18 protein-coding genes and 4 pseudogenes are annotated in these 25,296 nt (G+C 66.6%); 7 read left to right on the plus strand and 15 right to left on the minus strand.

Translation table 11 applies throughout. From position 1 onward, the window contains the following. Positions 1-29 precede the first annotated feature (29 nt). The 4 genes from G6N13_RS03720 to purN are packed head-to-tail and all read right to left on the minus strand — an operon-like array spanning position 30 to position 5,623. Complete coding sequence (locus G6N13_RS03720; protein WP_163694861.1) at positions 30-2,015, minus strand: vWA domain-containing protein; 1,986 nt, start codon at positions 2,013-2,015, stop codon at positions 30-32. Next, complete coding sequence (locus G6N13_RS03725; protein WP_163694862.1) at positions 2,008-3,390, minus strand: sigma 54-interacting transcriptional regulator; 1,383 nt, start codon at positions 3,388-3,390, stop codon at positions 2,008-2,010. Before G6N13_RS03725 ends, G6N13_RS03720 begins: the two co-directional genes overlap by 8 nt. Positions 3,391-3,416: 26 nt before the next feature. Further along, the gene (purH, locus tag G6N13_RS03730) at positions 3,417-4,997 is read right to left on the minus strand and encodes a bifunctional phosphoribosylaminoimidazolecarboxamide formyltransferase/IMP cyclohydrolase (protein ID WP_163694863.1); all 1,581 of its coding nucleotides are present in this window, start codon (positions 4,995-4,997) and stop codon (positions 3,417-3,419) included. After that, positions 4,994-5,623 (minus strand): phosphoribosylglycinamide formyltransferase, encoded by a 630-nt coding sequence (gene purN, locus G6N13_RS03735; protein WP_163694864.1) that lies wholly within the window; start codon positions 5,621-5,623, stop codon positions 4,994-4,996. The genes purH and purN overlap by 4 nt, the downstream gene beginning before the upstream one ends. Before the next feature lie 293 nt (positions 5,624-5,916). On the opposite strand from purN, the gene G6N13_RS24270 reads away from it, so the two are divergent. Then, on the plus strand, positions 5,917-6,480 hold the full coding sequence (locus G6N13_RS24270; RefSeq protein WP_179965073.1) for a hypothetical protein: 564 nt from the start codon (positions 5,917-5,919) through the stop codon (positions 6,478-6,480). A 40-nt stretch (positions 6,481-6,520) separates the two neighbouring features. Here the strand turns inward: G6N13_RS24270 and G6N13_RS03745 are convergent, their stop codons facing one another. The 3 genes and pseudogenes from G6N13_RS03745 to G6N13_RS03755 form a co-directional block, all read right to left on the minus strand. Continuing rightward, positions 6,521-7,891, minus strand: coding sequence for a cell division protein PerM (locus G6N13_RS03745; RefSeq protein WP_163694865.1), 1,371 nt, complete (start codon positions 7,889-7,891; stop codon positions 6,521-6,523). A 46-nt stretch (positions 7,892-7,937) separates the two neighbouring features. Continuing rightward, a complete protein-coding gene (locus G6N13_RS03750) occupies positions 7,938-8,738 on the minus strand; it encodes a DUF5336 domain-containing protein (protein WP_163694866.1) in 801 nt (266 codons plus the stop codon). Between the two features lie 169 nt (positions 8,739-8,907). Beyond that, positions 8,908-9,033 (minus strand): annotated as a pseudogene (locus tag G6N13_RS03755) (dimethylsulfone monooxygenase SfnG); the annotation flags it as partial. Between the two features lie 268 nt (positions 9,034-9,301). On the opposite strand from G6N13_RS03755, the gene G6N13_RS03760 reads away from it, so the two are divergent. Continuing rightward, positions 9,302-10,150 carry an LLM class F420-dependent oxidoreductase gene (locus G6N13_RS03760; protein WP_163694867.1) on the plus strand — a complete coding sequence of 283 codons (849 nt, stop codon included), beginning with the start codon at positions 9,302-9,304 and terminating at the stop codon, positions 10,148-10,150. A gap of 21 nt (positions 10,151-10,171) precedes the next feature. Here G6N13_RS03760 and G6N13_RS03765 read toward each other — a convergent pair. After that, positions 10,172-10,555, minus strand: a pseudogene (locus G6N13_RS03765) (AMP-binding enzyme); the annotation flags it as partial. 116 nt (positions 10,556-10,671) lie between these two features. On the opposite strand from G6N13_RS03765, the pseudogene G6N13_RS03770 reads away from it, so the two are divergent. Next, positions 10,672-11,091 (plus strand): annotated as a pseudogene (locus tag G6N13_RS03770) (IS1380 family transposase); the annotation flags it as partial. A gap of 305 nt (positions 11,092-11,396) precedes the next feature. Here the strand turns inward: G6N13_RS03770 and G6N13_RS03775 are convergent. From G6N13_RS03775 to sucC, 4 genes are all read right to left on the minus strand, one after another. Next, on the minus strand, positions 11,397-12,536 hold the full coding sequence (locus G6N13_RS03775) for an ATP-binding protein (protein ID WP_163694868.1): 1,140 nt from the start codon (positions 12,534-12,536) through the stop codon (positions 11,397-11,399). A gap of 248 nt (positions 12,537-12,784) precedes the next feature. After that, positions 12,785-14,314 carry an acetyl-CoA acetyltransferase gene (locus tag G6N13_RS03780; RefSeq protein ID WP_163694869.1) on the minus strand — a complete coding sequence of 510 codons (1,530 nt, stop codon included), beginning with the start codon at positions 14,312-14,314 and terminating at the stop codon, positions 12,785-12,787. Between the two features lie 120 nt (positions 14,315-14,434). Then, positions 14,435-15,337 carry a succinate--CoA ligase subunit alpha gene (gene sucD, locus G6N13_RS03785; protein ID WP_163694870.1) on the minus strand — a complete coding sequence of 301 codons (903 nt, stop codon included), beginning with the start codon at positions 15,335-15,337 and terminating at the stop codon, positions 14,435-14,437. 12 nt (positions 15,338-15,349) lie between these two features. Next, on the minus strand, positions 15,350-16,513 hold the full coding sequence (sucC, locus tag G6N13_RS03790; protein WP_163694871.1) for an ADP-forming succinate--CoA ligase subunit beta: 1,164 nt from the start codon (positions 16,511-16,513) through the stop codon (positions 15,350-15,352). Between the two features lie 258 nt (positions 16,514-16,771). Here sucC and G6N13_RS03795 point away from each other — a divergent pair, with 258 nt between their 5' ends. Together G6N13_RS03795 and G6N13_RS03800 are read left to right on the plus strand one after the other, a co-directional pair. Next, positions 16,772-17,845 carry a M23 family metallopeptidase gene (locus G6N13_RS03795; protein ID WP_163694872.1) on the plus strand — a complete coding sequence of 358 codons (1,074 nt, stop codon included), beginning with the start codon at positions 16,772-16,774 and terminating at the stop codon, positions 17,843-17,845. A 4-nt stretch (positions 17,846-17,849) separates the two neighbouring features. Further along, a complete protein-coding gene (locus G6N13_RS03800; RefSeq protein ID WP_163694873.1) occupies positions 17,850-18,464 on the plus strand; it encodes a CvpA family protein in 615 nt (204 codons plus the stop codon). Between the two features lie 112 nt (positions 18,465-18,576). On the opposite strand, the gene pcrA is transcribed toward G6N13_RS03800, so the two are convergent. Beyond that, positions 18,577-20,934 (minus strand): DNA helicase PcrA, encoded by a 2,358-nt coding sequence (gene pcrA / locus G6N13_RS03805; protein WP_163694874.1) that lies wholly within the window; start codon positions 20,932-20,934, stop codon positions 18,577-18,579. Between the two features lie 204 nt (positions 20,935-21,138). On the opposite strand from pcrA, the pseudogene G6N13_RS03810 reads away from it, so the two are divergent. Further along, positions 21,139-21,446 (plus strand): annotated as a pseudogene (locus G6N13_RS03810) (chorismate mutase). On the opposite strand, the gene G6N13_RS03815 reads toward G6N13_RS03810, so the two are convergent. Then, positions 21,443-23,368 carry an acyltransferase family protein gene (locus tag G6N13_RS03815; protein WP_235678033.1) on the minus strand — a complete coding sequence of 642 codons (1,926 nt, stop codon included), beginning with the start codon at positions 23,366-23,368 and terminating at the stop codon, positions 21,443-21,445. The pseudogene G6N13_RS03810 and the gene G6N13_RS03815 sit on opposite strands and share 4 nt — an antisense overlap. 302 nt (positions 23,369-23,670) lie before the next feature. On the opposite strand from G6N13_RS03815, the gene G6N13_RS25630 reads away from it, so the two are divergent. Further along, positions 23,671-23,796, plus strand: coding sequence for a hypothetical protein (locus tag G6N13_RS25630; RefSeq protein ID WP_268949078.1), 126 nt, complete (start codon positions 23,671-23,673; stop codon positions 23,794-23,796). Between the two features lies 1 nt (position 23,797). Here the strand turns inward: G6N13_RS25630 and G6N13_RS03820 are convergent, their stop codons facing one another. After that, on the minus strand, positions 23,798-25,255 hold the full coding sequence (locus G6N13_RS03820) for an NAD-dependent succinate-semialdehyde dehydrogenase (protein ID WP_163694877.1): 1,458 nt from the start codon (positions 25,253-25,255) through the stop codon (positions 23,798-23,800). Positions 25,256-25,296: the final 41 nt, after the last annotated feature.

A 25,296-nucleotide genomic window follows, 5' to 3' on the forward strand; every position in this document is an offset into this window, starting at 1 on the left:
AGCTTTGCTGAACGAGCGCTGTCGTCGGCTCAACGACGGCGCCGGCGGGACCCCAGGTAGTCGCCGACGACCGCGGCGCCCAGGCCGTCCAGGTCGGGAACGACTACCCTTCCTTCCACCCGTCGAGCAACCTGATCGATGAATTTGGCGAGCCCCGGATCGTTCCCGAGCCGGAAGATCGTGACCTGCGCTCCGAGCCGGGCGACCTCGTCGAATCCACGCACGGTGTGCGCGATCGTCCGTGGATGGGGCGGATAGTCGAAAAACACCGACGAACCCTGGCCGTCGAAATCCTCCAGGTGCGCGGTCGGCTCGCCGTCGGTGACCACCAGCACCACCGGCTGGGCGTTGGGATGACGGCGCAGATGCTGTACCGCCAGGGCCAGCGCATGGTGCAGATTGGTGCCCTGCTCGTAGACGCCCTCGAGTCCGGTCAACTCGGCCGCGCTCACCGTCCTGGCGTAGCGGCCGAAGGCGACGATCTGCAGGGCATCGGAGCGGAACCGCGTGCTCACCAGGTGATTGAGCGCCAGCGCGGTCTGCTTCATCGGCAGCCAGCGGTTCTCCATAACCATCGAGAAGGAGGTGTCGACCAGCAGTGCCACTGCCGCTTGGGTACGCGTCTCGGTCTCCGACACCTCGACATCGTCGACAGTGATCCGCAGCGGAGCGTCCAAAGTGTGCGTGCCGGCTTGCCGCAACACCGCATTGGTCAATGTCCGGGTGACATTCCACGGCTCGGTGTCGCCGAACGCCCACGGCCGGGTCCCGCCGGTCAACTCGCCGGCCGCACCGGCGCGACGGGTGTCCCGCTCGCCGTGGCGCCCCGAAAGTTGTTGGGCGACATCGCGGAGAGCGGCTTGACCGAGCTGCCGCATCGCCTTGGGCGACAACCGCCACTGCCCATCGGAGCTGCGATCCAAGAAGCCCTGATCCATCAGGGCTTTCTCCAGCTCCGCCAGGGTGCGCGCATCGATGGCCGCCTGATCGCCGAGTTGGCGGGCCAGGGCCTCCAGATCGACGTCTTCCATGGTCGCCCCGGCGTAGCTCTGCGACAGCTGGTCGGCCAGTTGCTCGAGTTCGGCGATATCGGACAGGGCCTGCGCCCCCTCCCCCATGCCCAGCGGGTTGTCGCCGGAGAATTCCGACGCACCGTTCCAGTCCTCTCCGGGCCGGGCCGCCTGCAGGTGGCCATCGAGCCGGTTGAGCGCGTTCATCAGCTCTGGTGAACCGAATGCCTGCTGCGCCAACGCATCCAGCTCGGCACGCTGGTCAGGGCTGAGGCTGTTGCGGAACCGCTGAGCCGCTGCGGCTCGTTTGGCCAACGAGTCCAGCAACTCATCGACATTCTTCGGGTTCTCCGGGAAATACTGGCCATGCTTGTGCATGAAATCCTGGAAGTCTTGCGCGCTGTCCTCACCGCGAGAATGCTTGTCCAGCAGGTCGTTGAGATCGTCGAGCATCTCATTGACGGCTTGGCGATCCTCGTCAGTGGCGTTCTCCAGCGCCTGCTTCATCCCCGAGAACCGCTGATCGAGCATCTCGCGGCCGAGCAAATCCTTGATCTGCTCGTACTTCTGGCGGGCCTCGGGGCTGCGCCAGTTGTAATCGGACAATTCCTGGACGGCTTTAGCCGGTGCTGGCGACAACGCTTCGATCTGCAGTTCGGCGAACCGGGCGTCGTCATCGAGCGCCCGCGCCAGTTCCTTGCGCTCGGAGAGCACCGCTTCATCGAGCAGCTGTTTGATCTCTTGCAGGGTGCCGTCAAGGTTGTTGCGGTTCAGCAGCTCTCGCCGACGGCGGTTGACCTCCGCGGCGAGTCGGTCAGCGCCCTTGGTGTCCTTAGTTCCGCGGCGCAACAGCTCGGACAGCGCCCTGCGCGGCGAGGTGCCCTCCATGACGTCCTGCCCGATCTGCTCGAGCGCGTCACGCAGATCCACCGGCGGCGCCAGTGGATCCGGGCCCCCGGTATAGGCCGAATATCGTAAGTCGTGACCGTGCGGTCGTTTAGCCATAGACGGTTTCGCCTTCTCCCGTCACCTTATCGATACGCTTGGCCAAATACAGTGCCTCCAGCGCCAATTCGAGCGCGGCGGCGCGTTCGCCCTCGGTCTCTGCCTCCAGCCGGTCGGCGATCGCCTCGATTACCGGCAGGTCGGGCAGGGCTGCCAGCACGTCCTTGGCCGACACCTGTTCACCGGTCGTCACGGCCGACCCACCCTCGACGGCGGCCACCAGCGGGCCGACATCGATGCCACCCAGCACCCGCTGCGCGGTGTCCGCGGTGGCCCGGCGCAGCAGGTGCTCAAGCACCGCCTGCTCGCGGCCCTCCTCGCCGGATTCGAACTCCAGCTTGCCGCGCAGCACGTCGATCACGGTGCCCAGATCGACCACCCGGGCGACCGGTTCCTCCTCACCCAGCACCGCGCCGCGGTGCCGGGCCGAGGCCGCGACGGTCTCGGCGGCCGCGATCGCAAACCGCGCCGACACCCCGGAGCGCTGGTCGATGGAGGTCGACTCCCGCAGGTAGCGCGCGAAGCGGGCAACGATGTGCACCAGGTAGGTCGGAACCTGCGCTGACAGGTGCGCTTCCTGGGTGATGACGCCGACCTCGGCGTCGAGTTCGCGCGGGTAGTGCGTGCGGATTTCGGCACCGAACCGGTCCTTCAGCGGGGTGATGATGCGTCCGCGGTTCGTGTAGTCCTCCGGGTTGGCGCTGGCAACCACGAGCACGTCCAGCGGCAGCCGCAGCGTGTACCCGCGTACCTGGATATCGCGCTCCTCCATCACGTTGAGCATCGAGACTTGAATGCGCTCGGCCAGGTCGGGCAGCTCGTTGACGGCGACGATGCCGCGGTGCGCCCGCGGGATCAGGCCATAGGCGATGGTTTCGGGATCACCAAGAGACCGCCCTTCGGCCACCTTGATCGGGTCGATATCACCGACCAGGTCCGCGACGCTGGTGTCCGGGGTGGCCAGCTTCTCGGTATAGCGCTGGGTGCGGTGCCGCCATTCGACCGGCAGGGCATCACCGGAGTCGGCGGCCCGGCGGATCGATTGCGGCGTGATCGGGGTGTACGGATGCTCACCGAGTTCGGAGCCGGCAATCACCGGCGTCCACTCATCGAGCAGGTTCTGCAACGAACGGAGCAGCCTGGTCTTGCCCTGCCCACGCTCGCCGAGAAGGACGAAATCGTGCCCGGCGATCAGGGCCCGCTCCAGCTGCGGCAAGACGGTGTCCTCGAACCCGAAAATACCTGGCCAGACGTCATCCCCTTCGGCCAGCGCGGTCAGCAGGTTCTCCCGGATCTCCTGCTTGACGGTGCGCGCCCGATGGCCGGAAGCGCGCAGTTCGCCACGTGTGCGGGGGAGGTTGTCAGGTGAAGTCACCTCCCCACGCTACGACTGCTGCGAGCTCAGTGCGCGAAGTGTCTCGCTCCGGTGAGGTATAGCGTGACGCCGGCCTTGGTGGCAGCCTCGGTGACAAGGTCGTCGCGCACCGAACCGCCAGGATGTACGACGGCCTTGACCCCGGCCGACGTCAGCGTCTCCAGCCCGTCGGGGAACGGGAAGAACGCGTCGCTGGCCGCGACCGCACCACGCACCCGCTCACCACCGCGCTCCACCGCAAGCCGGGCCGCGTCGACCCGGTTGACCTGACCCATGCCCACACCGACGGTCGCCCCGTCAGCGGCCACCACGATCGCGTTCGACTTGACCGCGCGGCAGGTGCGCCAGGCGAACGCCAGATCGGACAGGGTGGCGTCATCCGCCGGCGTCCCGGTAGCCAGCGTCCAGTTGGCCGGATCATCACCGGGTGCGTCGAGGGCGTCGCGCTCTTGGATGAGCAGACCACCGCTGATCTGGCGCAGCTCGGTTCCGCCCACCGGCGGTTCGGCGGCGACCAGCACGCGAATGTTCTTCTTGCGGGACAAGATTTCCACCGCACCGGGCTCGTACGCCGGCGCGATGATTACCTCGGTGAAGATCTCCGACACGAACTCGGCCATCTCCACGGTGACCTCCGCGTTGGCGGCGATCACTCCACCGAACGCGCTCAGCGGATCGCATTCGTGGGCCTTCCGGTGCGCGTCGGCCACCGAGACCGACGAGATCGCGATGCCACAGGGGTTGGCGTGTTTGATGATCGCCACGCAGGTCTGCTCGTGGTCGAAAGCCGCCCGCCAGGCCGCATCGGCATCGGTGAAGTTGTTGTAGGACATCTCTTTTCCGTGCAGCTGCTCGGCTTGCGCCAGCCCCGGCCAGCCGGCGTCGTCGCGGTAGAGCGCGGCCTGCTGGTGGGGGTTCTCGCCGTAGCGCAGCTGCGACGAGCGCCGCCACGTCCGGCCGAACCATGGCGGCAGGAATACCGGCGCATCTTCGTCTTGGGGTGCCAGCACCGATCCCATCCAGCTGGCGACTGCGACGTCGTACTCCGCGGTGTGCCGAAAGGCCAGCGACGCCAACTTCTGTCGCTCGGCCAGGGTGAAACCACCGGCGCGAACCGCGGCCAGCACGCCGTCATAGCCGAGCGGTTCGACGACCACCGCCACACTGGCGTGGTTCTTGGCAGACGCGCGCACCATCGAGGGACCGCCGATGTCGATCTGCTCGATGCACTCGCCGACTTCGGCACCCGAGTCGACGGTCTCGGTGAACGGGTAGAGGTTGACCACAACGAGGTCGAACGCCGCGATCTTGAGCTCTTCGAGAGCCTGGACATGCGCGGGATTGCGGGTGTCTGCCAGCAGGCCGGCGTGGATGTGCGGGTGCAGGGTCTTCACCCGGCCGTCGAGCACCTCGGGAAAGCCGGTGACGGACTCCACCGGCGTGACTGCAATGCCCTTGTCGGCAATGGTTTTGGCGGTGGACCCGGTGGAGACGAGCTCCACGCCCGCCTCGTGCAGACCCTGCGCGAGCGGAATCAGTCCGCTCTTGTCGTACACGCTGATCAGCGCGCGCCGGATCGGCCTCTTCCCCACTGTCCCCGCGGTCATCCTATGGTCGCCTTTCTGCCATTCCAGGTCACGCCGCGCGTCGCCAGCGCGGCCAACACGTCCACCAACAGTCGTCGTTCCACGACCTTGATCCGTTCGTGGACAGTGGCTTCGTCGTCGCCGTCGAGAATCTCGACCGCCTCCTGGGCCACGATGGGGCCGGTGTCCACGCCGGCATCCACCAGGTGCACGGTGCAGCCGGTAACCCTGACCCCGTAAGCCAGCGCATCGGGTACGGCGTGCGCGCCCGGGAAGGCTGGCAGCAGCGCCGGATGGGTGTTGACGACACGGCCCAAGAAGCGCGAAAGGAATTCGTGCCCAAGTATTTTCATGAAACCAGCGGACACGATGAGGTCCGGGTTGTGCGCTTCGGTGGCAGCGGTGATCGCGGCGTCCCAGTCGGCGCGGTCGGGATAATCCCGCAGGCGCACGCAGAACGTGGGGATCGACGCAGCGTTGGCGATGTCCACGGCCGGGCAGTCCCGGTCCACCCCGACCGCGACCACCCGCGCGGGATAGTCGCCGACGGCAGCCGCCAGCAGGGACTGCAGCAGCGACCCGGTCCCCGACGCCAGGACGACGAGCCGTGCGGGCGCGCTCGGGGGGACGTGGATGGGCTGCGGCACGGCGATGAGCCTATCGGTACCTATCGGCGCCTCATTCGCCGCGCAGCGGAAGTGTTGCCGTCAGGCCCGCGGGCCGGAGAGCGGAACTATCCGAGGCGGGATTGTAACCGGTGCCGATTCGACAACCTTGTGGCACAGATGCCGAGAAGCTGCTAGTTTGCTGTGCATAGACAGATTGTTGTGTCGGCGATCGCCGCGGTCTGAGACCACCCGAGTGGTTTGTGGGCCGGCAACGGGTATGCCGCCGCAACGTCCGTTTCGGAACTCAATGCGCCGCCCGGAAGGTTTATGACATGGTCCGCATCCGAACCGTATTCGCAGTGACTCCGGTGGCCATTGCGGCGGCGCTCGCCAGCGCCGCCGTCGCCCACGCGTCATCCCCCAACGTCGTCGGCAAGACATTCGATGAGGCGAACTCGACGTTGAGCTCGTCGGGATACACCGCGGTCGTCGTCAGCACCTTGGGCGAGAGAACCAAACGGGGCGACTGCGTCGTGACCCGTCAGCAGGACCGGCAGACATCGAACGGGCGTCAGACATTGCTCGCTCTGGACTGCGACGCGCCACTCGCGGCGGCTGGGGTGCCGGGGAACTCCGCGGCCAGCCCCGCCGGCCGAGCGGCAGCCGCAGCGCAGGTGACAAAGGTGTCCAAGGCCGATATCGAGGCCGCGCTGGTGAGTCAGCTGGCGACGCAGCCCGGGCCGGCGTGGGCGCAATGCTCCGATGGTTTGGTCGGCACGATCGGCAGTAGCATCGACTGCACCGTCCTAGCGGACCATGAGAAGCACGCCTACACCGTGACTGTGTCCGAGGTGAACGACGGGCGGGTCAGCTACAGCCTCGAGCTCAAGTCGTAGCCGCGCGGCCCCGTGACGCTCGCTGACCCGATGTCTGGGGTCAGCGTCCGGGCGGCATCGTCTCTATGTCGTCATCGACGACCATCAAGTCCTCGACATCTTCCAGATCCGGCGCGGGCGCAACCGGTGTCGGCGGTTCCACCGGGTCGGGCACGGACTCGGGTTCGGGCTCGTCGGCGACGTCCGTGATCGGCGTGGTGGGCGGGTCGTCGTCAAGCTCCTCGACATCCTCGTCGCTCGCGACTGGCGTCACCGACTCGGGTGGCCTCACCCGTCTCGGACGGCGTCGGACTCCCCCGGTCATCACCACCGTGACCGCCCCGATCACGAAGAACCAGAAGAACACCGCCGGACCGAACGTGCTCTGGTCCACCCCGACGTCGCCGAAGTTGCCCAGCTGGCCGCCGCCGGCATACCCCAGCACCACCATCGCCACCGCCGCCAGCAGCGACGCGACCGCCAGCTTGCCGAGCGCCTCTGGCCAGGGCAGCGGCCGGCGGGCGCACTGCTGGCCGACGGCGACCCCGGCCGCGGCGCCCACGATCAACAGCGCCACCCAGACCGGACCCAGCGGTGGCGTCGGCACCGCGGCCAGGATCGGCACCGCAGGGATGTCCCCGCCGAACACCGTGAACGAACTGAAGGTCGCAAAGCCGATATGGGCGCTGGAGCCGACCGCGATCGCCGATGCGCCGACGATCACATTGGGCACGTACAGCGCGGATAACAGCGTGAGGCTCAGCTGACCGAACAGCGAGTCGGTCACCGTGTACAGCTCGTGCATGGTGCCCCAGTGCACAACCAGCGACACCGCGGTGGCCGCACCGGACAGCCCCAGCAGTGCCAGCACGCCGGCCCTCGCGGCCCGCACGGTATCGCCCAGCCAGAGTGGCAGGCGCAGGGCGGTCAGCGCACGCCACCCGAGCTGTGACCCCACCCCGATCAGCGCACCGATCCCGTGCACGGCCAACACGCCGGAGAACGCGCGCAACGCGCTGGGTGTCTGCAACTCGGTGATCACCGATGACGCATCGTGGATGACGGCCAGTGCGATCGCGGCGAACAACATCGGGCCGCCCAGAGCCGAGGCCACAATCCACCGGGCCACGAACCACGAGGCCTGCGGGGAGGTTGCGCGCGCCGTCGTCCGCGCGGTGCCCCACACCATCAGCAGCACCGGCAGAAGCGGCAGCACCGCCAGCTGGTGGCCGGCAATCGAAATCGGCACCTGGTGCACGGCCAGCCACATGCTGGCGATGGCACCCAGGGTGCCGGTCATATCGCTGTTGGCGATGACCAGCTGCAGCAGCGTCACCGCGGCAATCACGCCCAACGCCACCACCGACGGGCCGAACGCGACCCGCACCAGGTCACGAGCCTGGCGCGCCCCGACTGGTCGCCTGTCCTCCATCCGTATCACTCGACGCGCCAGTCAGAACTGCGCGATGAGCGCCCGATTACGACGGGTTGGGACCCGATGACGGCGACGATGACGGCGCCTGCGGCTGGTCCGGATGAGCGGCGGGCTGCTGGCCACTCGGCGGGGGGCTGAAGCTCGGGAAGCCGGTCGGCGGGGTCGGCGGACCATTCTGCGCACCGAATCCGCTACTCGACGGACCTGACGGGTGACCACCGGCGTACTGCGAGGGGTAACCCGGGCGGGGCGAAAATCCCTGCTGCGGCGGGGCCGCAGGCGCGGGCTGGCCGTAGTAGCCACCCGGCGGCGGGCCGTACTGACCGAACTGGTCGTAGCGGGGCCGGGGGGCGGGTGCGGTGATGATTCCCGCCTCGAGCAGCAGCGCTGCCACCGCGACGACGGTCTGCGACAGGGTGAAGGCGATCATCACCCACAGGCCCCAGCCGACGGTGAATCCGTTCGGCCGGCCGATCACCTGGGCGATCGCCGTCAACAGCGCGAGGGCCGACGCCGTAGCGATGACACCGCCGTAATCCCTGGCTTTGGGCAGCAGGCTGGCTGCCGCCAAGAGTGCGGCGACGAGCGTCGCAAGCACCGGGTAGCCACCGCCACCTCCGGAGAGCTCCGCACCTCCGAAGGGACCGAGTTCGGCTTTGATCGTCATGATCGGTCCGAAGCTGGCCAGGTAGGCAACCAAGCCCAATACGACGACGGCAACGTTCAGATACAGCGGTAACTTGCTGGGTCCGGGGTCCGCAGGTGCGAACGACGGCGCGGGTGCCCCGTAAGGACCGGGTGGTTGCGTCGGTGGGTAGCCCGGGTTGGTGGGCGGGTACGTCATGGCCTCTCCTTCAGCCTCGTCACGCCGGCGCGTCCCCCGCGGGGCTGCATCGGTTGTGGCTCGCGAACGGACCCGCAGGCCCGGTTCGAACACCACGCTAGCGCACACCGCCGTCGCAACCGTGACCATCGGCGTGTCACACAGGCAGTTGGCAAACGGCCGTCACGGGTCAGGCGGATGCCTGCAGCGGCGCCCCGATCGAATCGCTTTCGGCGGCTTCGATGTCGCGCACGAGCGGCAGCATGCGGGAACCGAAGTACTCGATTTCCTCCTGGAAGCGCAGGAAGCCGCCGGCCCACATACCGCGCTTGTCGCCCGTAGAAATCGCCGCGGAAGTCCACGTCGTCCTCGGTCCAGATCCACCTGACCGTTGTTCTCGGCCGTTTGCGCGAGTTTGACGTTGTCGTCGCAACCCCAGTCGGTGCGCTGCTCGATGGCGCTGGTCACCGGAATGGTCGCTGCGCCGTTGGCCGGGGTCACCCCTTGAGTTCGCCAAGAGTGCAGATGTCGACCACCAGGACCGCGCCTTGCCCGGAGGTAGGCAACCCGTTCTAATTCAGCGCATGGATTATGGGCTCGTTCTGTTCACCAGTGACCGCGGTATCGCCCCGGCGGCGGCGGCCAAACTCGCCGACGACCACAACTTCACGACCTTCTACGTGCCCGAGCACACGCATATCCCGGTCAAACGCGAAGCCGCGCATCCGAGCACCGGCGACAAGTCACTGCCCGACGACCGCTATATGCGCACCCTGGACCCGTGGGTCAGCCTGGGCACCGCGGCCGCAGTGACCTCGAAGGTACGGCTGTCCACGGCGGTCGCGCTGCCCGTCGAGCACGACCCCATCACGCTCGCGAAATCCATTGCGACCCTTGATCATCTGTCCGGTGGGCGAGTCAGTCTCGGGGTCGGCTTCGGCTGGAACACCGACGAGCTGGCCGACCACGGGGTTCCGGCCGGGCGTCGCCGCACCTGTCTGCGGGAATATCTCGAAGCGATGCGGGCGCTGTGGACCCAGGAAGAAGCCGAATACGACGGTGAATTCGTCAAGTTCGGGCCGAGCTGGGCCTGGCCCAAGCCGGTGCAGTCGCACATCCCGGTGCTCGTCGGCGCGGCCGGCACCGAGAAGAATTTCAAGTGGATCGCCCGCAGCGCCGACGGCTGGATCACCACCCCACGCGACTTCGACATCGACGCGCCGGTGAAGCTTCTGCACGACACCTGGGCGGCCGCCGGTCGCGATGGCGCTCCGCAGATCGTGGCGCTCGACTTCAAGCCGGTGCCCGAGAAGCTGGCGCACTGGAAGGAGATTGGCGTTACCGAGGCCCTTTTCGGCTTGCCCGACAAGCCGGCCGACGAGGTTGCCGCCTACGTGGAGCGACTGGCGGGCAAGCTCGCTGCCATGGCCTGAGCCGCCGAACTTTCCCGACGGCTATTCACCGGCGCCATCGAACATCCTGGCGGTGTGCTCGCGCATCTCGACCTTGCGGATCTTGCCGGTGACCGTCATCGGAAATTCGTCGACGACGTGGACGTAGCGCGGAATTTTGTAGTGCGCCAGCCGACCCGCGGCAAAGGACTGCACGGCGGCGGCATCGAGAGCGGGCCGTCCCGGTTTCATCCGGATCCAGGCGCAGACCTCTTCGCCGTAACGCACGTCAGGAACCCCGATGACCTGTGCGTCTTCGATATCGGGATGGGTGTAGAGAAACTCTTCGACCTCGCGCGGATAGATGTTCTCACCACCTCGGATCACCATGTCCTTGATGCGCCCGACGATGTCGCAATAGCCGTCTTCACGCATGACCGCTAAGTCGGATTTTTCGTGGAATGTTGTGAGTTTTGGGGTGTAGATACGCGAAAGCGCCTGTCCTGCAGGGGATAATCGGACTTCTCTACGGTTCGATCAATCATTGGGAAGGCACTTCGCAGGTGAAGAGTGTCGCGGTGGCATCACGGGTGGAAGTGTCGGCTGACGGCCAGGGTGTCGTGTCGCATGCTGGGATGGGCTTGCTGCGTGAGCTCGCCGATCTCACGGGCCTGTCCTTGCAGGTCACCGCGGTGACCGCCGATACCTACCGCGGCCGGTGGGTGTACGCCCCTGGTGAGGTGTTCGCCGATCTGGCGGCTGCGGTCGCCGACGGTGCGGACTGCATCGACGGTGTGGGACAGCTGTGCGGCGACGGTGAGCACGTGTTCGGCGCGAAGGCGTCGACGACCACGATGTGGCGGCTGGTCGACGAGCGCATTGATGCCGCGCACCTGCCCGGGATCCGCACCGCCCGTGGTGTAGCCAGGGCAGCGGCGTGGGCCGCGGGTGCAGCGCCGTGCAGCGGTGAGTGGTTGCACATCGTGCAGTGCGCGCGGGGACCTCGAAATCGAGAACATCTTGGTCGCCGGTCGCGATCTGGCGGGCCCGTTGCAGCAGCACCCCCAACTCGGCATCGGTATGCGCCGAACCGACGTGCTCAACGAGCACGTCACGGCGGCCGTCCTTGCGCATCACCTGCACGGCTACCGCGCCCGAGGCGGTGCGCACTTTGCGCACGAACACCCACCGGACCCTACCCGCTTAGTAAGCCAAAACCCGACCCGCAGAAACCAAAACAGCAGGTCAGAGCGATCCCATCCCCAAAACCCCAGAGGGGTGTCCTAACTCAGGAGTAGTGGTAGAGCGAACTTGCCAGCGTCAACCCGGCCACGGACTCGCCCGGCTGCTCTACGCAGAACTCCAGTGCCGCAAGCCGATTCGCGATATCGTCGCACAGAATCCGCAACCGTTCGTTGCGACTAACCGTGCGCCAGTCCAGGAAAGTCTGACGCACAACTTCGAGATACCAGTCACGGTGACGACGCCGCCAGGTCAACACCGCGGCGGGACTCGTCTCCAGGATCGACTGTCCGAACTGCCTGATGGTCTGTAACAGCCGGTAGCGCACCCGACCCTCAGCTTCGTCACGGATCAGGATCGATTTGTCCACCAACGAAGTCAACAGCAGCATTATTTCGAAGGCGGGCAGGTCATCGTCAGCGCAAATCGCCTCGGCGGCATCGAGTTCCACGGCACCGGAGAACACCGACAGCCGGGACCACAGCAGCTGTTCTTTCGGCTCACACAGGTCGTAGCTCCATCCCCTGGACGCGGTCAGGGTGCGGTGCCGCAGCGGGCCACCCCGGCGTGCGCCGTCGAGCAGATCAGGCCGAGCGATCAGCAGCTCGACGATCTGTTCCAGGGACAGCGCACGCAGCCGCACCGCAGCCAGCTCAAGAGCGAGCGGCAGGCCGTCGAGGGTTCGACACAGCTCGGCCACCTGCCGATGGTTGGATGACGACAGCTCGAACGTCGGCAGCACCGATCTGGCGCGCTCAACGAATAATTCGACGGCGTCGTACTGGCCGAACGCCTCCAACGGACAGTCTGGCGCCGGAACCGTCAACGGCAGAATCGGAAAGGTGTGCTCTCCGGGCACTGCGAGCAACTCCCGGCTGGTGGTCAGGATTGTGAGCCGCGGGTTGACCCGCAGGAGGGTGTCCACGAGATCGGCACATGGACCGACCAGCTGCTCGCAGTTGTCCAACACCAACAGCATGCGGCGGTCGCCGATCTGAACAGCCAGCAACTCCGCCGTCCATCGGTGCATCGCGCCGGTCAAACCCATTGCCCCGGCAACCAGTTGGCCGATCAGTTCGCCATCTTGCAAATCGGCCACCGAAACGTAAGCAGTGCCGTCGGGAAAAGCCTGCCGACCCCGGCGGGCTGCCTGCAATGCCAGCCGGGTCTTGCCGGCGCCACCCACACCGGTGACGGTGACCAACCGCGCTCGAGTGAGCAGATTCGACAGCTGCTTTAGTTCACGAGAGCGGCCGACGAAACGACTGGACTCGGCCGGGAGACCGACGCTCGGCGCGTTCCCTGCTGACGAGGCCATAGGTTTTCTGCGGGTCTCCTTCGGAACGGTCCCACCAGTATCGCCCATGGCAGCGGCGACCCGCAGGGCAACGGAGGCAACATCGGTGACAGTTCGGTGCCGAGCGCCGGGGGGAGTCAGCGCAGCGTCGCGCGGTTTCCGCTGTCTGTCGATTTGACCGCGATCGCCGCGCCCAGCGGGTCACCGTCGGTCATCAACGCCAGCAGGGCCGGATCGGTCGTCAGCGCCATGAAGCGGCTGTCATCGGCGTCGAGACGGCCGATGATGACACCGGTGCGCTCCGGCCAGTCATAGCGCACCGAGTAGGTCTCGATCACGCCGGCACCGTTGGCGTTGCGGGTGACCGCCACCTTCGGCAGCGCGGCGATATCGGCCTGCAGTTCCTTGCTGCGGTCAGCCGTCCAGCCGACCGGGGTTGTCGAGTACACGCCCACCGAATACTTGCTCATCACACCGCCGTTGGCGCCCACCAGCCCGAACGCGCCGGGTTTGTCCCGCATCGCGGCGACGGTCTCGGCGATACCGTGCAGCGAATAGCTGTTGCCCGGTCCGCCGAAGTACGGCAGCCCACCGGTGAGGGTGAGTCCGCGCGGATCGTCGGCAGCCAGCCCGAAGTCGTCACACACCACAAAGACCGGGAACGGGAAGCAGCTGTACAGATCGAAGGTGGCCACATCGTCGATGGTGATCCCGGCGCCCCGAAGAGCCTCTGCCACAGCCTGTTTCGACGAGTAGCTGATGCTGACATCTTCGCGGTCCAGCAGATCCTGTTCACGCTGATCGGCATGCCCGTGCAGGTAAACCCACTTCTCTTCGGCAACACCGAGCTTGCGGGCCGCGTCGACTGACATGAGCAGAGCGGCCGCCCCTTGGTTGACGGTGTCACGGGCGACCAGATAACGCGGGTACGGGTCACAGATCATCCGGTTCTCAGCGGTGACCGTCGCCAATTCCTTGACCGAACGCTCCACCGGCGACGACGAAAATGGGTTCTTGGCAGCCACTTTCGATAACGGCGCGAATAGTTCCGCCATCTGGATCCGGTATTCCTCGACGCTGAGACCCAGCCGCGCGCGGCGGGCATTGTCCAGCAGCCCGTACTGCACGGGGGCGCCGGTCAGGCCGTGCTTGGCGGTGTACTCACTCATGTACTGCTCGAAGCCGTAGCCCCGATCATCGAGCTGTCCGCCGACGGTCTCGCTGTGGTCGGGCTTATTGTCTTGACCCGCGAACGTCTTCAGCGTCGAGCCGTTCTCCGAGCCGAGGATCAGCGCCACCTCAATATCGCCCGCCGCGATCTCGCCCGCGAACTCCGTCACCAGCTTCTGGGAGCCGTTGCCACCGATCGATTCGAGCACCGCGCGGGCGGGGTCGGCGCCCACCCGCCGGGCGACCGAGCGGATGTAATTGTCGGAGGCACCCAGCGGCGCGCTGGCATATGGCGTGCAGATCTCGAACTGCCGCAGGCCGGCGAACACCTGGATGGCCTTGGCGACGGCCGCGACGTCGGCCCCGGTGTCAGCCAGTGCGGCCCGGACCGCCTCGGTGGCCAGCTCGACGGCTGACATGCCGCGGTAATCCGGATCATCGATGCGCTCGGTGAACTGCCCGACGCCGACGAGGACAGGAGTGCGCGGATCGACCATAGTTCGACAGGCTAATAGAACACGTTACTGTTTTGCCAACCGGGGCCATCACCCTCGAAAACGACATCAGGGCTGCGATCCGGTGCGGATCACAGCCCTGATGTCGAACTCGCGAAAGAACTACAGCCCGGCGAGGATCTCCCTGGCCAGGGCGGCGGTCTCCGACGGCGTCTTGCCGACCTTGACTCCGGCGGCCTCAAGGGCCTCCTTCTTGCCCTGCGCGGTGCCGGCACCGTCGGAGACGATGGCACCCGCGTGGCCCATGGTCTTGCCCTCCGGCGCGGTGAAGCCGGCGACATACCCGACGACCGGCTTGGAGACATTAGCCTGGATGTAAGCGCCGGCCTTCTCCTCGGCGTCGCCGCCGATCTCGCCGATCATCACGATGATCTTGGTCTCGGGATCGGACTCGAACGCCTCGATGGCGTCGATGTGGGTGGTGCCGATGACCGGGTCGCCGCCGATACCGATGGCGGTCGAGAAGCCGAGATCGCGAAGCTCGTACATCATCTGGTAGGTCAGCGTGCCGGACTTGGACACCAGGCCGATCGGGCCCTTGCCGGTGATGTTGTTCGGCGTGATGCCGACCAGCGACTCACCGGGGGTGATGATGCCGGGACAGTTCGGCCCGATGATGCGGGTCTTCTGCCCCTTCTCGACGTTGTAGGCCCACGCATAGGCGCTGTCCTGCACCGGGATTCCCTCGGTGATGACAACCAGCAGCGGGATCTCGGCGTCGATCGCCTCGATGATGGCGTCCTTGGAGAACGCCGGCGGCACAAAGGCGATCGAGACGTCGGCGCCGGTGGCCTTGATGGCCTCGGCCACCGAGCCGAACACCGGGAGCTCGACGTCGTTGCCGTCCTTGTCCTTATGGGCGACCGTGGTTCCGGCCTTACGTGCGTTGACGCCGCCGACCACCTGGGTGCCGGCCTTCAGCATCAGTGCGGTGTGCTTGGTGCCCTCGCCGCCGGTGATGCCCTGGACGATGACCTTGCTGTCCTTGTTCAGGAAGATAGACATTTGTTGGCTCCCTTACTTGTTGGCCAGCTCGGCGGCCTTATCGGCCCCGGAGTCCATAGTGTCGGCCTGGATCACCAGGGGGTGGTTGGCTTCGTTGAGGATGCGGCGACCCTCTTCGACGTTGTTGCCGTCGAGGCGCACGACGAGCGGCTTGTTCGCGCTGTCACCCAGCTTCTTCAGCGCGCCGACGATGCCGTTGGCGACCGCGTCGCACGCGGTGATGCCGCCGAACACGTTGACGAACACGCTCTTGACCTGGCTGTCGCCCAGGATGACGTCGAGACCGTTGGCCATCACCTCAGCCGACGCACCGCCGCCGATGTCGAGGAAGTTGGCGGGCTTCACGCCGCCGTGCTTCTCGCCGGCGTAGGCGACGACGTCCAGGGTCGACATGACCAGGCCCGCGCCGTTACCGATGATGCCGACCTCACCGTCGAGCTTGACGTAGTTGAGGTCGTTCTCCTTGGCCTTGAGCTCGAGCGGATCGGTGGCGTCCTTGTCCTCGAACTCGGCGTGGCCGGGCTGCCGGAAATCGGCGTTCGCGTCCAGGGTGACCTTGCCGTCCAGCGCCAGAATCTGGTCGTCCGGGGTGCGCACCAACGGGTTGACCTCGACCAGGGTGGCATCCTCACCGACGAAGACCTCCCACAGCTTCTGGATGGTCACGGCGGCGGCGTCAAGCACCTCGGCGGGCAGATGGCCCTGCTCGGCGATCGACCGGGCAAAGGCCAGGTCCACACCGGTGACGGCGTCGACGGGCACCTTGGCCAGCCGCTCGGGCTTGGTGGCGGCAACCTCTTCGATCTCCATGCCGCCCTCGACCGAGCACATCGCCAGGTAGGTCCGGTTGGAGCGGTCGAGCAGGAAAGAGATGTAGTACTCCTCGGCGATGTCACTGGCCTCGGCGACCAGCAACTTCTTCACGATGTGGCCCTTGATGTCCAGGCCGAGGATGTTCGTGGCGTGGGTGTAGGCGTCCTCGGGGGTGGCGGCGTACTTGACGCCACCGGCCTTACCGCGGCCACCCACCTTGACCTGAGCCTTGACCATCACGGGCTTACCGATTTCCTCGGCGATGGCTTTGGCATCCTCCGGGGAGTCGGTGACCCGGCCCGGGGTGGTGGGAACGTTGTGCTTGGCGAACAGTTCCTTCGCCTGGTATTCGAAAAGATCCATTGGCTCACTGTCTGGTCGGCGCTGACTGTTTTGATGACGTTGTATGAGGGAAGTCGCTCCGTGGGGAACTGTATCTAGACGGTTTGGGGTCGCCGTCCTCGCCCACCACTCATGTGGCCCATCTCACCGCGGCACCGAAGTGATTCAACTCACAATCACCGGTGGAATATCGTCATGGGTTGCCACCCTCGTTCCATCTTCGTTAACGTCTTCGGGATCCAGATAACGCTTTGGTCACGACTAAAGGGACTGTGAGTTTTGACGCAGCATCGGCCGGCCCCGACTCCCGTGGGTGATTCTTCGGCCTCGCACGCAAAGACCAGGCCTTTTGGTGGGTCGGCACCGCATTGGCCGGCACCGTCAACCCGGGCTCTGGATCCCGAGCGGCTGGACGTCACCGACATCATCCCGTTCAACGAGTTCGGCGATCTCTGCGATATCGACTTCCGCGAGAGCACCGCGTTCGACTCTCTCCAGGTCGCGCGCTGCCCCGAACTCGACGATCTGCACGACGCGGATGACCTGCAGCCACGCCGGCTGGTCGTGCCTGCCGAGTTCGCCGCCCATGCCGATCGGCACAGCGAAGTCCCGCGCTACGGCAACAGCGAGAACACCGACATCCTGCCGCGCACGCCGCAGCACCGCAGGCAGCCGACCAGTGCCGCCAAGGGCCGCGTGATGATCGCGGCGATGGCCGCCGGTGCCGCGGCGGCCGCCGCCTACACTGCCGTCAAGCCGGCCACTGAGACCACCACACAGACCGTCCTCGCCGCCGCCAAGGCGCCGATGGGCGGCAGCGCCGGCGCGCCACGCGGCGTGCAGCTGATCGTCGTGACGCCGATTGCCGACGCCGCCGTGCACGGCGAGGAACTGGCCAACGGCCAGGCGTTCGCCCAGGAGCGAGCCGAGCGTGAGGCACGTCTGCAGCGGCCGTTGTTCGTCATGCCCACCAAGGGCGTCTACACCTCGGGCTTCGGCTATCGCTGGGGCGCGCTGCACGCCGGTGTCGACCTGGCCGCTCCGATCGGGACCCCCATCGTCGCCGCATCCGATGGTGTCGTCATCGATGCCGGGCCGACCGCGGGCTACGGCGCATGGGTCAAGCTCCGTCATTCCGACGGCACTGTGACCCTCTACGGCCACGTCAACACCTGGACAGTCCAGATCGGTCAACGGGTGTTCGCCGGCGACCAGATCGCCACCGTCGGCAACCGGGGCAACTCGACCGGACCGCATCTGCATTTCGAAGTTCTGCTGTGCGGCACAAACCGGGTCGATCCGGTGCCGTGGCTGGCGCAGCGGGGGCTGTCCGTCGGCCCCTACGTCGGCTGACCCGGTGTGTGAGCCGGACGAACCGCACACCCGCATCATCCGACGCCAGCCGTCGGGACCAATCCTCCAGCCCGATGAACCACGCACCAGCATCATCCGCCGTGCACCGACCGGACCCATTTCGCAGGCGCCCGAACCTGATTCGCGCACTACGAACATTCCGCGGCCACCGGTCGAGGAGGCACCCACCGGGCTCATCCGCCGTGCCACCCCGGTCGCGGTGCCGGCCCGGCCGGGTCCGGTGGGTGTCTCGACCGGACGAACCGCGATCGCGGCCAGCGCCGTCAGCATCGTCGGCGGCTGGGCAACTGCGGTGGTGGCCACCGATCTGATCACCGGATGGTGGGATACCGATCGGCTGTTCTGCGTCGCGGTCGGATTCCTGACTCTGCTGTTCGCGGTCAGCACCATCGCGGGGGTCATCGCGCTGCTGCTGCGTCGCTCGGCCGGCCGTCACCTGATCGCTTTCGGCTCCGTCATCGCGCTACTGACGTTCGGCAGTGTGTTCGTGGCCGGTGCGCGAATCCCATTGGTGATCTATCTGATTCCGGCACTACCGGTGGCCAGCCTGATCCTGGCCATGCACCCCTCGACCCGGCGGTGGTGCCGGCCCCGATGACGCGCCACCCAGATCGCGAGGCCGCACCAGAACAGCAGGGCCACAAGCACGATCGCGCTGAGGATCCCGAACCCGGGCGAGCCCGGTCCATCTGGCTGCCCATGGCCGCGGTCTACAGCTTCTGCAGCGGCGCGTGGTTGTGCATCAATTTGACCCGGCCAGCACTGCCGAAGTCGATCAGCGACATCGCCGACTCCCCCATCCCGGACACTTCCTCGACGCGGCCGAGACCGTACTTGTCGTGGTTGACCCGGTCGCCGGGTTCCAGCACCATCAGCGGACGCTTGCTGCCGCCGGCCGGCCGCATCGGCGATGGACGCGGGGTGCCGAACCGGCCCGCCCCACTGACCGGTGCACTCAACGACGGTGCGGTATCGGTACGGCGCCAGTCGAGAAGATGCTCGGGGATCTCGCGCAGGAAGCGCGACTCCGGATTCAGCATCGGCTGCCCCCACGACGAGCGGACCTTCGCCCGGGTGAGGTAAAGCCGTTGGCGGGCACGGGTTATGCCGACATAAGCCAGCCGGCGTTCCTCAGACAGCTCGCCCGGGTCACCCAGGGCTCGCATGTGCGGGAACATGCCGTCCTCGCACCCGGTGACGAAGACCACCGGGAATTCGAGCCCCTTGGCGGTGTGCAGCGTCATCAGCGTGACCACACCGGCACCGTGCTCGGGCAGCTCATCGGAGTCGGCCACCAGCGACACCCGCTCCAGGAACTCGGCGAGGATGCCGGTCTGCGGGACGTCCTCATCGTCGGGCGCGGCGTCATCGGTCGCGTTATCGTCGAGCGCGGCCGCATTGGCCCGGTCGATACTGAATTCGTGTGCGACGCTGACTAATTCGTTCAGGTTGTCCAGGCGGGCCAGATCCTGCGGATCGCTGGAGGACTCCAGCTCCTTGCGATAGCCGGTGCGGTCCAGAACCGCCTCGACCAGGTCGCCGAGCTCGTCGTCGAGGTTGCCGCGTAAATCGTCGAGCAGCTTGACGAAACTCGCGATCGCCTTCTCCGAGCGAGTGTTCAGCATCGCCACCCGGCCTTCAGCGGCCGCGACCAGCGCGTCAGCGAAGGAGCCACCGGTGTTTTCGGCGTGCACCGCCACACACGCTTCGGCACGGTCGCCGATACCCCGGCGTGGAGTGTTGAGAATGCGGCGCAGGCTGACGGTGTCGCCAGGGTTGTCTAGCACCCGCAGGTACGCGACCATATCGCGAATCTCCTTGCGCTCGTAGAACCGAACGCCGCCGACCACCTTGTACGGGATGCCGGCGCGGATGAACACCTCTTCCACCGCACGTGACGAGTTGTTGGTGCGGTAGAACACCGCGACGTCCCCGAAACTGTATGTCGAGGGGATTCCGCTGCCACCTTCGACAAGCGAATCGATCTCCGTCGCAACAAATCTGGCCTCGTCGTGCTCGTTGTCGGCGACGTAGCCGACGATCAGCTCACCGTCGCCCTCGTCGGTCCACAGCCGCTTCTCGCGCCGGTTGGCGTTACGGGAGATGACGGCGTTGGCCGCGTTCAGGATGTTCTGGGTCGACCGGTAGTTCTGCTCGAGCAGGATCGTGGCGGCGTTGGGGAAGTCGCGTTCGAAATCCTCGATATTGCGGATCGTCGCGCCGCGGAACGCGTAGATCGACTGGTCGGCGTCACCGACGACGCACAGCTCGCTGGGCGGCACCGTGTCAGTGTCCGGGGCAGTCACCCCCACGAGTTCGCGCACCAGCACGTACTGGGCGTGGTTGGTGTCCTGGTACTCGTCGACCAGGATGTGCCGGAACCGCCTGCGGTAGTACTGGGCGATCTGCGGGAAGTTCTGCAGGACCGCCACGGTCTCGCCGATGAGGTCGTCGAAGTCCAGTGCGTTGGCCGCACGCAGCCGCCGCTGGTATTCGCCGTAGACGCTGGCAACGGTGCGGGCCAGGTCATCGGACCCCGGCTCCAGTGCGGCCACCGCATCCTCGGGCACGATGAGCTCGTTCTTGAGGTTGGAGATCGCGTTGGCCAGCAGCCGCGGCGAGTATCGCTTGGTGTCCAGCCCCATGTCCTTGCCGATCATCAGCAAGAGACGACGGGAATCGTCGGCGTCGTAGATCGAGAAGTTCGAGTTCATCCCGGGCAGCAACGACGCCTGGTTGCGCAGGATCCGCACGCAGGTCGAGTGGAACGTCGACACCCACATATTGCGCGCCCGGGGGCCGACCAGGGTGACCACTCGCTCGCGCATCTCGGCAGCCGCTTTGTTGGTGAACGTGATGGCCAGCACCTGGCCTGGCCCGACATCGCACGCTGCCAGCAGGTAGGCGATCCGCCGGGTCAGCACCGCAGTCTTGCCCGACCCGGCGCCGGCCACGATCAACAGCGGCGGGCCCGAGTGCAGCACCGCCTGGCGCTGCTGGGGGTTGAGACCCTCGAGGAGTTCGGCCGCGTCGGCCGGGGGCTTGTAATCAGTCACGTGCACACTCATGTCTGACCCAACTTAGCGCTGTAGGGCGACAGATTTTTGCGAAGCCCGCCATCGGAGTGGCACACTCGGACCGTGCTTTCTTCGCAGCGATTTTTTTACGGGTACCGGTTCGCGGTGCCCGTGGGAATCTAGCTGCTCAACCCGAGAGCCCCGCGGTCCGCATCCGGACCCGGGGCTCGTCTCTTGTGTGAGGCCCGGGCACGAATGAGACCAGACCCACACATGAGGAGAACGAAGCGATGACTCTGAAAATGGTTCCTGAAGCCGAACACGACATCGACAGCCTGCGCGGCGAGATCGACCAGCTCGATGCTGCGATCCTGGCTGCGGTCAAACGCCGCACCGAGGTATCCCAGGCGATCGGCAAGGCCCGGATGGCCTCCGGCGGCACCCGACTGGTGCACAGCCGCGAGATGAAGGTCATCGAGCGCTACAGCGAGCTCGGCCAGGACGGCAAGGACCTGGCGATGTTGCTCCTGCGCATGGGCCGCGGCCGACTCGGGCACTCCTAGCGGACGGCGTCCAATAACCAGGGCGTCAGCCACTTGACCGCATTCGGCGTGGGGTGCACCCCGTCGATGCGGACCTGCACACCGTTGATCTTGTTGGTGTAGCCGCCATTCGGCGCGAGCTTCTTGTTCAGGTCGAGCACGGTGACGTTCTTGCGGTCACTGACGACCTTGCGCAACAAGGTGTTCCACTGATCGACCCGGCTGGGCAAGTCCTCGGGATAGAGGTTGCCGTTGGGCTGCTCACCGTGCCGGTTGTACGGCTCGGTGGTCACCACCACCAGCGCCCCGGTGGAAGTCAGGATGTCCAGCGCGTGGTGCAGCTCGCTCTCGAGGTATTTGTCGAAATCGGGTTGGCCGATATGCGCCCAATTGCCGTTCCACTTGCGGTCGACGGTCTCCCAGCGCCCGACGACCATCAGCACCACATCGGGCTTGTCGTAGGCGATGCGTTGCGCCCAGCGTTCCGGCCAGGCGTCGCACTCGGGTTTCTGCTCGAGGCTCTGCCCGGAGTATTTGTAGGGCCCGCCGCGCACCAGCCCGCACCCGATCGTGGTGCGGTCCAGGAAGCTGATCCCCGGGGTGGGCGGCAGATACCGCATCATCGTCCAGCCGATCGAGTCGCCGAATACCGAGACGGTGTGCTCGCGCGGACCCACATGCGATGGCGCGGCCAGTCGCACCGTTTCGACCGGTGCGACCAGCGCGGCCTGGGTGATGTCGGGACTCGACGGGTCGATGCGGGCGCCGATCGGTACGACGGCCATAGCGACCGCGACAGCCGTGGCCATCGTGGCGGCGGCCAGCCGAAGTTGCGGGACGTGCACCGGGCGCCAGCGTCGCACCGGCCGCTCGATGAGCCACCACGAGCCCACCGCCAAGACCAGCGTCACCACGCAGCGCGCGGCGAACAGCGGAAGGCCCGACCAGTCGGTACGCTCGCCGTTGAGCACCAGGAACACCGGCCAGTGCCAGAGGTAGACGCTGTAGGAGATCACGCCGAGCGCCACCAGTGGCGGGCTGGACAGCACCCACGCCACCGGGCCGTTCTGCTCGATTGCCACCGGCACGATCACCGCAACCGCGGCGACGGCAATCACGATTAACAGGCCGTTGCGGAACTCGGTGGCGCTCCCGGTTGCCACGTGGGTGATCGCTGCCAGCACCGCGACCCCGCCCACCGGCACACCCCAGGCCAGCCAGCGGACCCACCGCGAATGGATCAGGGGTACGCCCGCCATGATCGCCGACCAGTCGCGGACCAGCAGCGCGGCTGCCGCGGCGCCAATCAGCAGTGCCTGGGCGCGAGTATCGGTGCCGAAGTACACCCGGTTCAGCGTGTCACCGGAAGCCATCAGAATCGCCTCGGTCGCCGACGCGGCCGTGCCGACGACGGCGAGGACCAGCACCGCACGCCGGACCGCGACGATCGTCGGTGTCTTCTTGCGGCGGCGCGCGACGAGAGCCAGGAGCACCGCGGCCGCGGCGATCAGCACCGGCCAGATCAGGTAGTACTGCTCCTCAACACCCAGTGACCAGGTGTGCTGCAGCGGCGACGGCGGCGCGCCCTGGCTGAAGTAATCGGTCTGATGCGACACAAAGGCCCAGTTCGCGACCCACAGGAATGCCGCGATCGAGTCATTGCGCAGGCCGCTGACCGCGTCCGGTTCGAACAGGATGCGGCCGGCGATCACCGCGAGCACCATCAGCAGCAGCGCGGGCAGCAGCCGACGGACCCGGCGGCCCCAGAACGCGCCGAGGTCGAGCCGGCCGGTTCGGCCGAGCTCGTCGAGCAGCAATGACGTGATCAGGAATCCGCTGAGAACGAAGAACACGTCGACGCCGATGAACCCGCCTGCGACGCCGGGGATTCCGCTGTGTCCGAGCAGGACGAGAGCGACGGCGACACCGCGGATCCCGTTCAGTGCGGGAACGCCCTCGCCACGGGGTTTTGGCCCGCGCCGCGGGCTTGGCTGCGAGGCGGGATCAACCCATGGACTCTGCGCGAATAAGCGCGCCGTCAACCCATGCCCTCCTCGTTCGGAACTACTTCAGAAATCTAGATCCCCGCGAGGGCTGATCGGTGCAGGCGCGCGGTCAGCGCGGTCAAATATCCGATCGGGAGGTAGACAGACCCTCTTGGAGAGATTCCGGCGGTGGTCGGCGGGGCACACACTTCGGCCAGGCGATTACCGACGGATGGACCGAAGTTGTTGAGCACCAACGTATGACCGCCGGCATGTGCCTAACGCAGGGGCTGCACCGGTCGAGTGGCGCGGCTGGCCGGGGCGAGGTCGGCGAGAACGTGTGTTCGGTCGAGGTGGAGAACGCGCTGGCCCGCTCGGTCGGTTGAGCTACTTCGTCAGCGCGATGTACTTGGTGTCGAGGTATTCCTCGATACCTTCGGAGCCACCCTCACGACCGAAGCCGGATTCTTTGACCCCGCCGAACGGCGCGGCCGGATCCGAGATGACGCCCCGGTTGACCCCGACCATGCCGGACTCGATCGCCTCGGCCACCCGCAGGGCCCGGTCGAGGGACTCGGTGTAGATATAGGACGCCAGACCGTATTCGGTGTTGTTGGCTGCGGCGACGCCATCCTCCTCGGTGTCGAAGCCGATGATCGGCGCGACGGGACCGAAGACCTCCTCGGTGAGGATGCGGGCGTTCGGCGGGACGTCGGTCAGCACGGTGGCAGGGTAGAAGTTGCCGGGGCCGCCGGGGGCCTGACCGCCGAGGGCGACGGTCGCGCCCTTCTCGACCGCATCGTCGACCAGCTCCTGAACCTTGGTCAGCTGCTTGGTGCTGACCAGCGGGCCGAGCTTGGCCGACGGGTCGAGCCCATTGCCCAGATTGACCTCACCCATCCGCTTGACGAACTTGTCGGTGAATTCCTCGATGACGGCGTTGGCGACGTGGATGCGGTTGGCGGCCGTGCAGGCCTCACCACCGTTGCGCATCTTGGCCAGCATCGCGCCGTCGACCGCGGCATCAACGTCGGCGTCGTCGAAGACCACGAACGGCGCATTGCCGCCGAGTTCCATCGAGGTGCGCAGCAGCTTGTCCGCCGACTGGGCGACCAGCGCCTTGCCGACCCCGGTGGAGCCGGTGAAGGTCAGCTTGCGCAGCCGGCCGTCGTCGATCAGGGCCTTGGTGACCTCGCCGGGCTTGCTGGTGGGCAGCACCGACAGCACACCCTTGGGCAGGCCGGCCTCAGCCATCAACTTGGCCAGCAGCAGCATCGTCAGCGGGGTCTCCTGCGCCGGCTTGACGATCATGGTGCAGCCGGCCGCGAAGGCGGGCCCGATCTTGCGAGTCCCCATGGCCAGCGGGAAGTTCCACGGTGTGATCGCATAGCAGGGGCCGACGGGCTGCTTGGTGACGATGATGCGCCCGGTGCCGGCCGGCGACGGCGTGTACCGCCCGCCGATGCGCACCGCTTCCTCGGCGAACCACCGGAAGAACTCGGCGCCGTACTTGACCTCGCCCAGGCTTTCGGCGACGACCTTGCCCATCTCCAGTGTCATCAACGTCGCGAGATCGTCAGCGCGAGCGGTGATCGTCTCGAAGACCGACCGCAGGATCTCGCCGCGGTCGCGAGCCGGTGTGGCCGCCCACTGGGCTTGCACAGCGCACGCCGCATCAAGGGCGGCCACGGCGTCGGCGGCGGTCGCGTCGGCCACGGTGGTCAGAAGGGTGTCATTGGCGGGGTCATAAACCTCGAACGTCGATGAGCCGGGCCGCTCTTCGCCACCGATCCAGAGTCCGGTGGGGACCGACGACAGCAGCCGTTCAATGTCTGGGTTGCTCATACCTCCATCATGTACACCTTTGGACACCACGTCACACTAGG

This window comes from Mycolicibacterium sarraceniae, assembly GCF_010731875.1.
GTDB lineage: Bacteria > Actinomycetota > Actinomycetes > Mycobacteriales > Mycobacteriaceae > Mycobacterium > Mycobacterium sarraceniae.